The organism is Salinibacterium sp. SWN248 (genome assembly GCF_015864575.1).
Lineage (GTDB): Bacteria > Actinomycetota > Actinomycetes > Actinomycetales > Microbacteriaceae > Rhodoglobus.
In genome coordinates this window covers 1,557,063-1,570,027 of sequence record NZ_JADYWW010000001.1, presented here as the reverse complement: position 1 = coordinate 1,570,027, position 12,965 = coordinate 1,557,063, and the positions used below count along the sequence as shown (strand labels likewise).

General features: G+C 58.7%; 14 protein-coding genes and 1 tRNA gene. 7 read left to right on the top strand and 8 right to left on the bottom strand.

All coding sequences use genetic code 11. From position 1 onward, the window contains the following. Nucleotides 1–106: 106 nt before the first annotated feature. Nucleotides 107–232, bottom strand: coding sequence for a hypothetical protein (locus I6E73_RS14760; protein ID WP_255528456.1), 126 nt, complete (start codon nucleotides 230–232; stop codon nucleotides 107–109). A gap of 222 nt (nucleotides 233–454) precedes the next feature. Here I6E73_RS14760 and I6E73_RS07535 point away from each other — a divergent pair, with 222 nt between their 5' ends. From I6E73_RS07535 to I6E73_RS07525, 3 genes are all read left to right on the top strand, one after another. Then, nucleotides 455–1,117: a Pr6Pr family membrane protein gene (locus tag I6E73_RS07535; protein ID WP_197124312.1), complete on the top strand. Its 663-nt coding sequence runs from the start codon at nucleotides 455–457 to the stop codon at nucleotides 1,115–1,117. A gap of 66 nt (nucleotides 1,118–1,183) precedes the next feature. Further along, nucleotides 1,184–1,861 (top strand): haloacid dehalogenase type II, encoded by a 678-nt coding sequence (locus I6E73_RS07530; RefSeq protein WP_197124310.1) that lies wholly within the window; start codon nucleotides 1,184–1,186, stop codon nucleotides 1,859–1,861. A gap of 175 nt (nucleotides 1,862–2,036) precedes the next feature. Continuing rightward, nucleotides 2,037–2,681 carry a hypothetical protein gene (locus I6E73_RS07525; protein WP_197124302.1) on the top strand — a complete coding sequence of 215 codons (645 nt, stop codon included), beginning with the start codon at nucleotides 2,037–2,039 and terminating at the stop codon, nucleotides 2,679–2,681. Between the two features lie 117 nt (nucleotides 2,682–2,798). Here I6E73_RS07525 and I6E73_RS07520 read toward each other — a convergent pair. Further along, nucleotides 2,799–2,872 (bottom strand) — tRNA-Ile (locus I6E73_RS07520). Between the two features lie 112 nt (nucleotides 2,873–2,984). Then, nucleotides 2,985–3,245, bottom strand: a complete 261-nt coding sequence (locus I6E73_RS07515; protein WP_197124300.1) for a hypothetical protein — start codon at nucleotides 3,243–3,245, stop codon at nucleotides 2,985–2,987. Nucleotides 3,246–3,376: 131 nt separating this feature from the next. On the opposite strand from I6E73_RS07515, the gene I6E73_RS07510 reads away from it, so the two are divergent. Further along, entirely contained in the window at nucleotides 3,377–3,919 is a 543-nt protein-coding gene (locus tag I6E73_RS07510; protein ID WP_197105796.1) for a Dps family protein, read from the top strand. A 56-nt stretch (nucleotides 3,920–3,975) separates the two neighbouring features. On the opposite strand, the gene I6E73_RS07505 is transcribed toward I6E73_RS07510, so the two are convergent. Continuing rightward, on the bottom strand, nucleotides 3,976–5,220 hold the full coding sequence (locus I6E73_RS07505) for a glycosyltransferase (protein ID WP_307784250.1): 1,245 nt from the start codon (nucleotides 5,218–5,220) through the stop codon (nucleotides 3,976–3,978). Nucleotides 5,221–5,350: 130 nt separating this feature from the next. Next, nucleotides 5,351–6,292 carry a DMT family transporter gene (locus I6E73_RS07500; protein WP_197124296.1) on the bottom strand — a complete coding sequence of 314 codons (942 nt, stop codon included), beginning with the start codon at nucleotides 6,290–6,292 and terminating at the stop codon, nucleotides 5,351–5,353. A 40-nt stretch (nucleotides 6,293–6,332) separates the two neighbouring features. Between I6E73_RS07500 and def the strand changes: the two genes are divergently transcribed. Then, complete coding sequence (def, locus tag I6E73_RS07495) at nucleotides 6,333–6,896, top strand: peptide deformylase (RefSeq protein WP_197105799.1); 564 nt, start codon at nucleotides 6,333–6,335, stop codon at nucleotides 6,894–6,896. 4 nt (nucleotides 6,897–6,900) lie between these two features. Here def and I6E73_RS07490 read toward each other — a convergent pair whose 3' ends face one another. The 3 genes from I6E73_RS07490 to I6E73_RS07480 form a co-directional block, all read right to left on the bottom strand. Continuing rightward, on the bottom strand, nucleotides 6,901–7,566 hold the full coding sequence (locus I6E73_RS07490) for a response regulator transcription factor (RefSeq protein ID WP_197124294.1): 666 nt from the start codon (nucleotides 7,564–7,566) through the stop codon (nucleotides 6,901–6,903). Beyond that, complete coding sequence (locus tag I6E73_RS07485) at nucleotides 7,563–8,804, bottom strand: sensor histidine kinase (protein WP_197124292.1); 1,242 nt, start codon at nucleotides 8,802–8,804, stop codon at nucleotides 7,563–7,565. The genes I6E73_RS07490 and I6E73_RS07485 overlap by 4 nt, the downstream gene beginning before the upstream one ends. Before the next feature lie 352 nt (nucleotides 8,805–9,156). After that, nucleotides 9,157–9,603: a hypothetical protein gene (locus I6E73_RS07480; protein WP_197124290.1), complete on the bottom strand. Its 447-nt coding sequence runs from the start codon at nucleotides 9,601–9,603 to the stop codon at nucleotides 9,157–9,159. A gap of 640 nt (nucleotides 9,604–10,243) precedes the next feature. Here I6E73_RS07480 and I6E73_RS07475 point away from each other — a divergent pair. Together I6E73_RS07475 and I6E73_RS07470 are read left to right on the top strand one after the other, a co-directional pair. Then, a complete protein-coding gene (locus I6E73_RS07475) occupies nucleotides 10,244–10,594 on the top strand; it encodes a hypothetical protein (RefSeq protein ID WP_197124288.1) in 351 nt (116 codons plus the stop codon). A gap of 179 nt (nucleotides 10,595–10,773) precedes the next feature. Further along, nucleotides 10,774–12,798: an SIR2 family protein gene (locus I6E73_RS07470; RefSeq protein ID WP_197124286.1), complete on the top strand. Its 2,025-nt coding sequence runs from the start codon at nucleotides 10,774–10,776 to the stop codon at nucleotides 12,796–12,798. Nucleotides 12,799–12,965: the final 167 nt, after the last annotated feature.

Sequence of the window (12,965 nt, the reverse complement as noted above, 5' to 3'; positions counted from 1 at the left end):
GAGGCGCACTGAAGGGACACGGGATTTCCGTGCCTGCGACTGCGCGCCGCCACGCTGAACTCATCAGGCTTGAGTGTGGAACCTGACGAGTTCCGTTGGTGGGCCGTTAGCGACCCTTACGCGGCTTGATGAAGCCGGTGTCTTCGAGCTTGGCCCGCTTGTGTGCCCGCTTGTCTTTGATAGACAGCTTGGCTTCCTTTTTGGTGCTTCCTCTAGGCGATTTTCCAGCCATGATTATTCCGCTTCCCCTTGTCTCAGTTGGCGCGATCATCTCGACCATAGCCCATTCCTCAGAGGAAAGCACTTCCCGTCTGACCGGCTTTTTTATCCGCTCAGAGAAGTGCGCTGAACCTCGTCGCGGCACGCTGATGTCAACCCGAAGTGTGCCTGATCCGCGGCCGGCGATTCGCTCCGCTATAGTCATGCACAGACTTGCTTTAGTTCGAGGGGAACTATGACCTACGCCGCCAAACTCGCCGCACCCGAAACCCGAAACGGCACCGTTATCGTCGCCGTATTGCGCTTAGCGATTGCTGCTCTCGTCACCGCCGCAGTAATCGCAACGGTTGCCGAGGCAGCAGGTCGCACCGTGATTAACCCGTTCAATATGTTCGGGTATTTCACCATTCAGTCCAACATCATCCTTGCGGTCGTGTACGCGGTCATCGCGGTTGTTGCCCTGCGCGGCGAGGCTGCTTCGCCGGCCCTGAATATCGCGCGCGCTTCGGTGACGACCTACATCATCATCGTCGGTGTCGTGTATGCGACGCTGCTCGCACCGTTGGGTGCAGCCGGTGGCGTTCCGGTCGCCTGGGCAAACGCGGCGCTGCACATCATCACGCCCGTATATGCCTTGGCCGATTGGATTCTCTTCTCCGACCGCGGCCGCATCGCTTTCAGTCGTCTGTGGATTGTGTTGATTTACCCGATTGTCTGGGTCATCGTTGTACTCGTGCGCGGCGCAACGGACGGCTGGGTGCCCTATCCCTTCTTGCACCCCGACACCGGCTACGGCAGCGTTTTCTTCTACGTCGGCCTCATTGTCGTCGTCATGCTCGCTTTTGGCTCGCTTGTGTTCTGGATCTCAGGAAAGCGTTCGCTGCTGCGCGTACCGTAGAGCTCAGTGCTCGAGGTTGCCTCCGCATTCCCGCGGCGGCGATCGGGCACAGAAAGCCGGTGTGAGATGACAAACAAGCCTGTCACGATCTTCTTCGACGTCAACGAGACGCTTTCAGATCTGACGCCCGTCGGGGATGCATTCGAGGCTATCGGCGCCGGACGTGGAGTGTCCGCTACCTGGTTCAACACGGTACTGCGGGACGGCTTCGCCCTCACCTCAACCGGCAGCCAGGCGCGTTTTCTTGAAATCGCACAGACTAATGCGCGCGACATCCTGCGCGGACTTCCGCTCTCCGGCTCATTAGAGAGCTCTGTGGATGCCGTACTCGACGCCTTCTCCACAGTTCAGCTTCACGCCGACGTTGCGCCCGGCATCCGCGCTCTCCACGCTGCTGGGCACCGACTCTTTACGCTCTCCAATGGCCCCGCCAGCACCGCCGAGCGGCTACTACGCGAAGCAGGGTTGTCAGATCTAGTCGATGGCACCCTGTCCGTGGAAGAACACGCGCCGTGGAAACCGGCGCGTGGCGCTTACGAGGATGCGCTCACCCGCACCAACGCCCATGCTCACGGAGCGGCATACCTCGTGGCGGTCCACCCGTGGGACATCCACGGAGCCGCAGAAGCTGGACTCTCGACGGCGTGGGTGAACCGAGGAGACTCTCTGTATCCGCCCCATTTCCGCGCACCAACAGAAACGGTTCTGAGCATTAGCGAGCTAGCCGAGCGGCTCGACGGCTGACGCCCCGTTAGCGAGTTCGCACATTCGTGAGTTCGCAATAACTGATTTTTCCTTGTAACCTTCAAAAACAAGCAATATTCATTGTTGCAATGTGACCCTGCAGCTCGGGGGAAACGCACGCGTGCGTTCGAGCGCCAGGGCCGTCGACCGCAACGCGGTGGGGAAGAGATCTCAGTTGATATCAGCACGTAAACGCAGCGCCTTCGCTTGGGCAATTATTGCCGGGCTCACACTCTCTGGATGCGCGCCCACAGCCAGCGAAGAAGTACCGGAAGCTGCCGCGCCCTCAGTCGAGCCAACGGAGGAGACCACCGAGGAGTCGACCGGCACCGCTTCTGGCGATGTCGCAGCCCCCGGATCAACCGTGAAGCTCGGTGAGTGGGCATCCTACGACTATGCCGGAATTGATGACGCGACTGCAGTAATCGCTGCACGTCTCGTGAGCATCGAGCCAGCATCAGCTGCGCAGACGGATTACCTCGTCAAGCAGATTTCCCAGCTCAAGGGATACAACGTGTGGTTCCTGTCTGTTGAGCAGCAGAAGGTATCCGGTGATTCGATCGCTTTCGACGCCGATTACACGGGGTTCTCCCCCGTTGATGCCAACAGCGAGAAGGTTCAAGACGTCACCGTCATCGGTTGGGACGACTGCACAACTCAGTCGTTCACGAAAGAATTCGACACCGATGGCGCCACGATTGAACAGTGCTTCATCGCCGCAACAGTCGAGGACGGAAACGACGTTGCCGGCGTGATCTATGCCGAGTATGACTCCGTGTATGCCTACTACGACGGAAAGCCTCTGTCGTTCCTCAAGTAGACACGACATGATCGAAAGGGCCTCATTCGGAAGCGGATGGGGCCCTTCTCGTGTGAGCCACCGTGAGCACCCCGGGGCGGAGGGCGCGTCAGAAGCGATTGGCGTGAACGCGAAATGTAGGGCGGATGGGACTTGAACCCATGACCGACGGATTATGAGTCCGCTGCTCTAACCAGCTGAGCTACCGCCCCGTGCCCGCACGAGTGCGAGCGCGTATCTACGTTACCGGCAAAGTCGGCGAGTCAACACACGCCACAGCACAGAGCAGTGCCCAGTACCGGACTAGGAATCTCCGCGCCCGATTTAGCGATCGGATGAAGCAAGATTCGCGTTCGCGTGAGGGCGGGAACTACCGACGTGGATTGAGATGCCCATCGCTACGGCGATGCTTAATAGCAGGGCTATGAGTCCCGTAAATACGGCAACGTAGTAGGTACCCGGATCCGGAACTACGCCCATCTGCGGTTCCAAGTAATGCCAGATCGTGGCGCCTGCATTGAGCCCGAGCACAACGATGAATGCCGGCACGAGCCAAGCGAATACCAACAGAAATCTCATCGCCACAGCGCTCTCCCTCACATCGGACGGTAAATCCGGGCCTAAGTCACGAGTCGCGCCCGAGCTAGTCTCACACGCTCAGCTTCCTCCCAAGCAACACCAAGCCAGCGCTAAACCGACGCTCGTACGGTTGCACCATGACTGATTCACAGAAAGCGCAGACCACAAGTCCGGCCAAATCTGGGGCTCGCAAAACCCGCCAGCAGAATGCTGAGCGAGGCTTCACTGCGTCCAAGGGGCTGGCGGATCGTCTTCAGCAGGTTCTTGTAGAACTGCTCGAACTTCAGCTCCAGGGCAAGCAGGCCCACTGGAACGTCGTCGGTAAGAACTTCCGCGACACCCACCTCGTGCTTGACGAGATCATTGACGCCGCGCGTGGCTTCAGCGACACCATCGCAGAACGGATGCGTGCACTCCACGCCACACCCGATGGCCGCAGCGACACCGTTGCCGCCACTACCACACTCCCCGAGTTTCCCGCTGGCGAAGTAGACACCACGCACACCATCGACCTGCTGACGGAACGCCTCGAAGGCACCATCGCGACTATCCGCGAAGTGCACGATCCTATTGACGAAGAGGACCCCACGAGCGCGGATCTGCTGCACGGCATCCTCGAAACACTCGAACAGTACGCCTGGATGGTGTCGGCCGAAAACCGCACTCCCGCAAAGAAGTAGGCTCCACGCCTACGCTCACGAGCCGATTGCTGTGGCTCCCACGAGAGCGTCTCCGATTAGGAGGCGCTCTCGTTTTTTCTGCCCGATGACACAGCGGCAGAGACCTCTTCGCCGCGATACATGCTCTCGAACGTATCCAAGGTGCGCTGAATGTCGTGGGCGGCCACAATCGCCAAGCTTTCTTTCTTGAACTTCAGAATCTCATCCGCCGGCATCGACAGCACCCGGGTAAGCTTTGCGGCCAGGTCCTCAACATTGCCGGGCTCGAACAGGAACCCGTTCTCACCATCGTGAACCAGGTGAGGCAGAGCCATGGCATCGGCAGCAACGACGGGCAGCCCAGAAGCCATCGCTTCCATTGTTGAGATGCTTTGCAACTCAGCAATAGATGGCATCGCGAACACTGAACCACGCTGAAGCGCATCACGCAGTTGATCTTGCTCGACAAATCCGGTGAGGGTGACACGATCTGCGACACCCAACGAGGTTGCGAGGGCACGAAGTTTTCCCTCGAGCTCCCCCCCGCCCACGATCTCGAGCTTCGCGTCGAGCGCAGGGTCGAGAATCGCGAGAGCGCGAATGAGTTTATCGATCTGCTTCTCGTCGGAGAGACGCCCCAAGAACACAATGAGGTTCTCCGGCTTGGGCTCAAGATTGCCGTTGTAACCATCGGCATTGATGCCACAGGACACCGCAACGACGTTGCGCACGCTCGTGTTTGCTTCGAGATATTCGGCGGCGCGCCGGGTCGGAGTGGTTACCCACGCGGCACGCAAGAAGGAACGCCCGGCAGCCGCCCACCCCGCCTGAATAGCTTTTCGGCGCAAAAACTTGGGGATGATGTAGGCGTGATCGAGCAAATTCTCGGGCATGAAGTGATTAGTGCCGACGAGACGAATTCCTCGCTTCTCGCCCTCGATCGTCATGCCGCGACCGACGATAATGTGCGACTGAAAGTGAATGACATCGGGCTTCACCTGATCAAGGATGCGTGCCGAATTTTGCCTGACCCGCCACGGCATCATGAACCGAAGCCACGGGTGGCCGAGCCAGCGCCACGAATAGAGGCGGTGCAGGGTCATTTTCTGGCCCTCATGCTCCTCAACCATCGTGCCCAACTTTTTATTGGAGTACGAGGGAGCCACAATGTGAACATCATGACCGCGCTCAGCGAGACCAGCCGCCAATCGAGCAATGAAGGTTGCCGCGCCGTTAATTTGCGGCCAGAAGGTGTCGGCGCCGATCAGAATGCGAAGTCGCGGTTTGCCCTCATGGGGCGAGCGTTTCACAGCGGAAGTCACAGTCGAAGAGTTCCTTAACAGTTGTGCGTCACGAGCCATCTTGTTTACGACCCGGTCAGGTCAACGGCACCTAATAACGTACCTCACGGCGCCTGCACCCACGGGTCGCTGAGCCGAGCTGCTCGAAATGCTACGACTTCAGTTGCGGGTGGTGCTTAGAGAGTGAGAAGACGCCGAAAATGGCCACGGCACCCGTAATCACGAACGCGATCACTGCCCACATGGGCGCATCCGCCGCTTCGCCCAACACGATGATGCCGACGGTTACGGCCACAAGGGGGTCGACGACAGTGAGCCCCGCAACAACGAGATCGGGCGGCCCCGATGCATACGCCGTCTGCACAAAATACGAACCAAGAAGGGATGCCGCGATCAGTCCGACGATGCACAGGATGGTGAGAAAGTCCGTGCTCTCGAACCCCGACCCCGAAATGACGATGGTCTTGATCCGGTCGATAACAACCTTCGCAAGCGTCGCGACGAATCCAAACAGCATGCCGGCGCCCAGGATGTAAAACACCGGTGATGCGTTCTTGCGGAAGATCAGGAACAGCACAATCCAGAGCGCCAAGACGATCACCAATACGATGAGCACAATCGAGAGCTCACGCTGCGTAATAACGGTGGACTTCGCGAACATCGCCGCGATTCCGACGAAAACGCCAACGCCGACAACGCACATCACGATCGCTCGAATGGAAATGGCATCCAAACGCACCTTGGTAATGCGGGAATTCATGATCGCTGTCATGACGAGCGCTACGGCGCCGAGCGGTTGCACCACCATGAGCGGGGAAAGCGACAGGCTCGAGAGCTGAAAAACGATGGCGAGCCCGAGGAACGCCGTGCCGATTACCCACGACGGACGGGCAAGCAGCGCCTTGATCTGGGAAAAGTTGAGGCCAGTGCTGGCTTCGCTACCGTGGTGCTGTTCCATGCGGGCAACGCCACGATGTTGGAACTGTGCTCCCAGAGACAACAGGATCGCGCCGATGAGGGCTAGCGGGATGCCCACGGCTTGCAGCGGCGTCAGGCTTATCTGATCGCTGAGGTCAAGGATGTCCGGCGGCACCCGTCAAATGTACTCGGTTCACACGGGATATTCTGGGTACATGGCCGTTCTTCCCATCATTATCACCGGCGACCCGGTGCTCCACACTCCAGCGAACCCGGTAACGGCCTTCGATAGCGAGCTCACCACTCTCGTCAACGACATGATCGAGACGATGGAAGAAGCGCCCGGCGTCGGCTTGGCCGCCCCGCAGGTGGGCGTGGGCCTTCGCATATTTGTCTACGACTGGACAGATGATGACGACGTGCACTGGCACGGTGTCGCCATCAATCCCGAACTCTGGCAAAGCCCCACTCCCGTGCTCGACGCTGACGAAGCCGACGAAGAGGGCTGCCTCTCGATCCCCGGCGAACGCTACCCCCTCGCGCGTGCCGACCGCGTCATTCTGCGCGCCTTCGACCTGCAGCAGCAGCCGTTCGAAATCGAAGCGTCGGGCTGGCTCGCCCGCATTTTTCAGCATGAATACGATCACCTCGACGGCGTGCTCTATGCCGACCGTCTGCAAGCACCGGATGCCAAGGCCGCCGCGAAAGCGATCCGCAAGCAAGGCTGGGGTCAGCCTGGCCTCTCGTGGCTCCCCACCGAGGAACAGCTCGACGCGTAACTCGTCACACCGCCCGCCCCAGCGATACCAGCCCGGTCTCATAGGCGATGACGACAAGCTGTACGCGGTCGCGCGCCATGAGCTTGGACATAATGCGGGAGACATGAGTTTTGGCCGTCAGCGGGCTGAGAAAGAGTTTGATGCCAATCTCGGCATTCGTGAGCCCCTGCCCGACCAGGGCAAGAACTTCACGTTCGCGCTCGGTGATCGCCGACAGAATGCTGGCATCAACCGCCACTTGTGAGCCGCGGGCAAAGCGTTCGAGCAGTCGTTTTGTCACGCCAGGGCTCAGCAGGGCGTCGCCGGAAGCGACCACACGCACCGCCCGGATCAGCTCGACCGGCTCAGTGTCTTTCACAAGAAAGCCGCTCGCTCCGGCGCGAATAGCCCGCGCGACATACTCATCGACCTCGAACGTTGTGACGACAACGATGCGCGTCTCAGCGAGGTCGGGAATGGTCGCAATTTGCTCGGTTGCCCAGAGGCCGTCACCATCGGGCATCCGGATGTCCATCAGCACGACATCAGGACGTTCGCGCCGCACAACCTCGATAACGTCGGTTCCGGTGGCAGCCTCGCCCACGACCTCGATGTCATCTTCGGCGCTGAGCAGGCTTCGAAAGCCCGCGCGAATCAGTTGCTGATCATCCGCAACAACAACACGGATCATGCGGATGCCGAACGACGCGGAATGCGGGCGGTCACCACGGTGCCGCGCGGCTTGGCTTCGGCCACGCGGAGCGTGCCACCGAGAAGTTCGGCCCGTTCGCGCATACCCAACAACCCTCGCCCCGCTGTGTGTCCGTCGGTATCGATACCGACACCGTTGTCGGCAATAGTAGCGACATAGTCGTGTCCGTCGATCACTAACGTGACCGTGGCCGCCGTCGCCGCTGCGTGGCGGACCACGTTCGTCAGCGACTCCTGCGCAATGCGAAACAGCGCGAGTTGCACCGCCGTGGGGGTCTGCTCCGGAACGTCGTTCGAGAGGATGACCGTGAGCCCCTGGGTGCGAACCGAGGCGGCGAGGCTCTCGAGCCGTGAGAGATCAGGTTCAGGCACAGGCGGAACCGCATCGCTGTCGAACTCGCCGGCTGCGGCATCCTCGTTGCGGAGCATGCCGAGCAACGAGCGCACCTCGTCGAGCGCATCCTTGCTCGAACTCTTGATGCTCGCCAGCGCCGCCTCGGCCTGTTCGGGTTGCTTGTGCATGAGATGCAGCCCCACGCCCGCCTGCACATTGATTTGGCTGAGCGAATGGGCCAGAACGTCATGCAGTTCGCGAGCGATACGCACTCGTTCTTCCCGCAGTTCTTGCTCCCGGCGATCAGTGAACGCCTTCTGAAACTGCACGAAGTTCTCGAGACGACGACGATTGGCTTCAGCGAAGCCCAGCACGAGCAAAAGTCCGACCGTTGTCGCAACGACGCGCGGCGGCTCCAAGGCAACACCCGCGAGTAGCGCGGCGAGCAACGTGCCCTCCCACGCCACAATCATCGACACCCACGTCCACGTGCGTGCCCCATGCGAGATCGCGATAACAACAGCAAAGGCAAGAGCCAAGTAGGGCGGAGTGGTCCACGAGTAGCCCAGAAGGAAGTCTGCGGCTCCTGCCACCGAGAGAATCGCGACAATCGGTCCCGGATAGCGCCGCACCCAGATAAGCAGCACGGGCCCGAGAACGGCGAGCGTGACCGTAGCAATGCCCACGAGCAACGATGGTTCGACCCACAACACGCTGGCGATCGTGGGCGGCACCTGAATAACAAAAGAAATAGCCACTGGCAACCAGAGCCGCAGTCGTTGCGACCGCCGCGAACGGGGTTGCCCGAAACCGGTGCCCTTCATGAGCGACTCCACCATTGCATTCGCCGAACGCGGGGAGCGTGGTGAGGCAGAAGGAAGCATGCTTCGATGCTAGTTGCCACGCCCCGCGAGAACATCGCCTGCCAGGTGCAGGCCTCGGTACTCCCCGCGGAGTACCTGCGCTCAAATTGCAGCAGGGCCGGAACGCACAAAGTCCCGGCCACCTTAGTGGCCGGGACTCATAAGCTCCTCGACTTGGACTCGAACCAAGAACCTACGCGTCTAATTGAGGACTAAGAACGCTACTGAACGCCTGCGTATGTCTGGGTGAAGCTACGTTGTGGCACGCATAGCTACGTACTCGCACTGGCCATCCATGAGGTTATTGGCCACGTTAACGGCCAGATCTTTTCCCTTACTGATTACCCCATCGGCTCTCCCAATATTATTCAGATCAGGCGTCATCGAGGTCGTCGAGCTTGAAATCTGAAATCTGCTGGAGCTGTGCACCGGAGACGAAGATTGGGTTGTAATCGCGCCCGTCGACCTCAAGCATGATCACATCGCCGTCGCGGGTGAGTGCCCGAAACTTATCTCCGGTCATAAGCGTGACGTCCCGCTGCATCTCTCGCGGCGTGTTCACCGTATAGAGGGGACGGGCGTTGGCCTTCGCGATCGCGTCCGCTGCCGCCGCAGCGAATTCTTCCGCCTTCTTACTCGTGTATCTCTCGAACAAGAAACTGGCGCCCTTTTGCGCACCGTAAAGCGCCAATAGAGTAGCGGCGGTTACAACCGATCCCTTAGTGACTCCATCCCTCGTGAGTTTCTCAATTAGTTCAGCGGGGCCACCTGCGTCCTTAGCCATCTCCGACAAACCGGTGTAGTCGTCCAAGTTTCCCAACGCGTGGCTCCTTTTCATCCGTAAATTACAACGAGCGTAGCAGCGCGGAACTCACGCTGCGCCCCCGCATCCACGGGGTAACAGGTACCGAGTCACGGGCAACAGATAACGGGTAAATCCACGCGACGAGTTCGCACAGCGGCGAATATCTCAGTGATTCCACCGAAAAGCACTTCTTGACGTTCGGCTCGATGCAGCTACCGCTTCAACGATCGCCGTTGAAGGCGACGATATAGAGATACGAGACGGCAAAACGGTCTGCACGGACTTCAGGCGTCGAGCAAGGCTGTCGGCAGCCAACGGCGAACTCGCTCACCGCCCCGTTCCGAGAATGCCGAGCCCGATCGAGCGTGCGAGGAAAGACCCGACTCGATCGCTTTGCGGCAGCAATCCACAAAATGCATTGTCACTCGCCACGTCTTGACGTGGCTGGGCTGCAATCACCTAGTTCGTGCCTTCACCAGGACAACCTCGCGAAGAGGAAAGGATTCAAGGTTCGCGTGCGAATTTCCTCAAATTCTCACTGTGGTCCACGACGACTAAACGCTACGATCGACAGTAGACACGCAATGCTTCGCCCGCCTATCGAAATTTACCCCGCAACTGAACCCTGTCGAGCTGTTTTTTCTAGGAGGCAAAATTGAAAAAGTACCCGTTCTTGCATTCGACAGCTAAGGACGTCGCGCAGATTCGAGAAATAGTACGAACGGTGTTCAAAAACCCAGTTGTCGAGAATATCGAATTGACGGCGCTCGACGAAGCCGCGGACATTGCGGTGTATATAGATGCTAAGCCAGCCCTGTTTGGCGGGCGTGGAATCGTTGATCTCAGGGTGGCCGACAAAGGCAGTCACCGAGAAGTCACGGTCATTGCACTTGCGACCACCTTCGCCGATAACGTCGCGATGGGATTCGCAAAGGATATGTCAGGGCTTCGAGAGTTCGGCCCAAGCAAGAAAATGGCGCGCGCCATAATCGACGCGATCGCGTGAATCGAGAGCTTCGTGAAAGGCCACGAGCTGCACTCCACCTCGCTGGACCGGGCCAGAACACTTGATAAGGCTCGTCTTCGCTTCTTGGGCTTCGCTAAATTGCAAGAACGGCACTCCAGTCCTCTCGCGTCCAGCGCACACAGATTTCGGACATTCTCCCCACACTGATCAAGGTGGTATTGGCTATCCCTGATCACAAGCAGGACAGTACGTACGAGCCATACGGGGCTCATCCTCGCGTAGAGAAATATGACATTGTCATCTCCGGGGCGGGCATATCTTTGGCGGCGCCGTCGAATGTCCCGACCGGAGATGATCTGATGCGTAACACGTGGGATCGACTCATCCGTGGTCTCGCCGAAGCCGAACGTGCTGTTCTGGAACCTGCAACATCCGCTATCCACAGCTCTCCCGCACCAATTTGGTTGGAGCCGCTGGCCGAGATAGTCGACACCCGTGTTGGCGAACGCGATATTTTGGTCAGCACATATGTGGACGTGAGTACGCAGAAATGGAATGTCCACCATCAGATGCTTACGGCAATGGACGCGCTGCAGATCACACTGAATGTGGACACTCTTTTAGAAGCTGCAGGCGGCGAAGCTTGGCACCTTCATGGACGATGGGACGACCCAGCATCCATAGTAACGACGGTTCGCCAATACTCGGATGGGCTCCCGCCAAAAGTCTCTTTAGCTCTAGTCGCCGCGCTCGAACATAGGAATGTTCTTGTGCTGGGGTATTCGGGCAGAGATACCGACGTAATACCCATTCTGATGAAAACCAGCCCAAAGTTGCTGCACTGGATGCACTTCGGAAGCGCCCCAGTCGACGGGAGGGTGGAGCGCCTTCAACACCAGCTAGGTGGTGTGATGTCAATATTCTCCGGCGGAGCCCAAGACGTGCTTCCATTGTTCCACGGCACAAAGCAGCCAAAGCCGGCGCCTCTCCCTGCAAACCCCCGCGCTGAGGATCGATTTGATGAAATTCCTCAACCACGAAGGTTGCTCGCAACATCAGCAATAGCTTTCGAACTCGGCCTGAACAATGTAGTTATCGAAACACTGTCGTCATACCGTTTTGTCGGACAAGACGAGATTGGTCGGCGCAAGCTCCTTGCCCGCTCCCACTCTCGACTCGCCAATCACTCGGCCAGCTTGCGGGTTCTGGCTGCCGCGCCCCGCGACATACAGACTTTTAGGGCGTGGCCCCGCACGGTAAATGAGATAGCGGCAATCTTGCCCGCTGCCGGTCACCCTTTGCTAGGGAATGCAGCCGATCATCTGCTTGCGAAGCACCCAAGGATGAGAGACTCAGCGAGAGTTCGGATCGCTGCGAAAATGCAAATCGACGGTCGTTTGGATCGATCACGCGAGTCTCTCAAAGCGACGTGCGAAGATCCGCTAGTTCACCAACGGATTGGCATTCCTGGACTCGTTGACGCGCTCACTGCCTACTCCGATACTTTGAAGCTTCTCGGCGACTACACAGAAGCTCTTCGTATAGCTCGACGTGCCACTGCACAGGCTTCGTATGCGAATTTGTCCCAACGCGCATTCGCGATACGCCGTCTAGCCGAAATCGCAGATCTTTCTGGGATGGAGACCGTGGCAGCCGCTGAGAACGAACTGCCAAAGGCACCTAGGGTGTTACTTCGAGAGCTATACGAGGAAGCCCGCGCCTTCGGCGATCGCCAGGTATCGTTTTGGTCCGCAGCGTGCCTGGCAAACACTTATTTACGACTCTCGAACTTCAAAACAAGCTATTGGATAGCACTCGCTCGCGAAGACATACCCAATCACTCGCCGATTTCGAAAGTTTATTTGCTCTTGATTGAGGCGGAGCGGGAGCGGCATTGGGGCTCCCTAGACGCCTCTATATCTTTCGCGGCCCGCGCGCAGGATAGTGCTCGTGGGTTGAAGCTCGCCTCACTGATCGCGCAACTCTCACTCAGTCAGACACTCGCGCTCACAGCACCTAGTGCGCAACCCTCGCAAGATCTTGCCCGCCTTCACCGTGAATTTGCTCGGTTGGGAGCCGGCAGCCTCTCCGCACGAGCCCAACTTTTCACGTTATCAATGCGCGGCGAGGAAATTGCCAATCTCGCCGCGGGCTTCCGCATAAATGGATGGAATCATGAGGCAGATGCTTCCATGCAGGACTGTGACGTGATCATGGCGTTAGCATGGCCCGTAATCCTCTAGCTATGCACCGATTCCAGATATCCACATCGGGTCGCTCCGCGAACTTCATCTGGCAAATAGAACAATGCGGCCGAGTACCAAGTCCCGTTTACGAGACTTGGGCTGCTCTACGAAACTGAAATCAGTCAGGCTGGCCCTCAGATTCCGCAAGGGCCTGAGCGGTTGAG

Bases quoted from the DNA above. Each gene is read 5' to 3' on its own strand.
- I6E73_RS07530 (WP_197124310.1), top strand. From the start codon at position 1,184: ATGACAAACAAGCCTGTCACGATCTTCTTCGACGTCAACGAGACGCTT.
- I6E73_RS14760 (WP_255528456.1), bottom strand. From the start codon at position 232: ATGGCTGGAAAATCGCCTAGAGGAAGCACCAAAAAGGAAGCCAAGCTG.
- I6E73_RS07510 (WP_197105796.1), top strand. From the start codon at position 3,377: ATGACTGATTCACAGAAAGCGCAGACCACAAGTCCGGCCAAATCTGGG.
- I6E73_RS07485 (WP_197124292.1), bottom strand. From the start codon at position 8,804: ATGCTTCCTTCTGCCTCACCACGCTCCCCGCGTTCGGCGAATGCAATG.
- I6E73_RS07535 (WP_197124312.1), top strand. From the start codon at position 455: ATGACCTACGCCGCCAAACTCGCCGCACCCGAAACCCGAAACGGCACC.
- def (WP_197105799.1), top strand. From the start codon at position 6,333: ATGGCCGTTCTTCCCATCATTATCACCGGCGACCCGGTGCTCCACACT.
- I6E73_RS07490 (WP_197124294.1), bottom strand. From the start codon at position 7,566: ATGATCCGTGTTGTTGTTGCGGATGATCAGCAACTGATTCGCGCGGGC.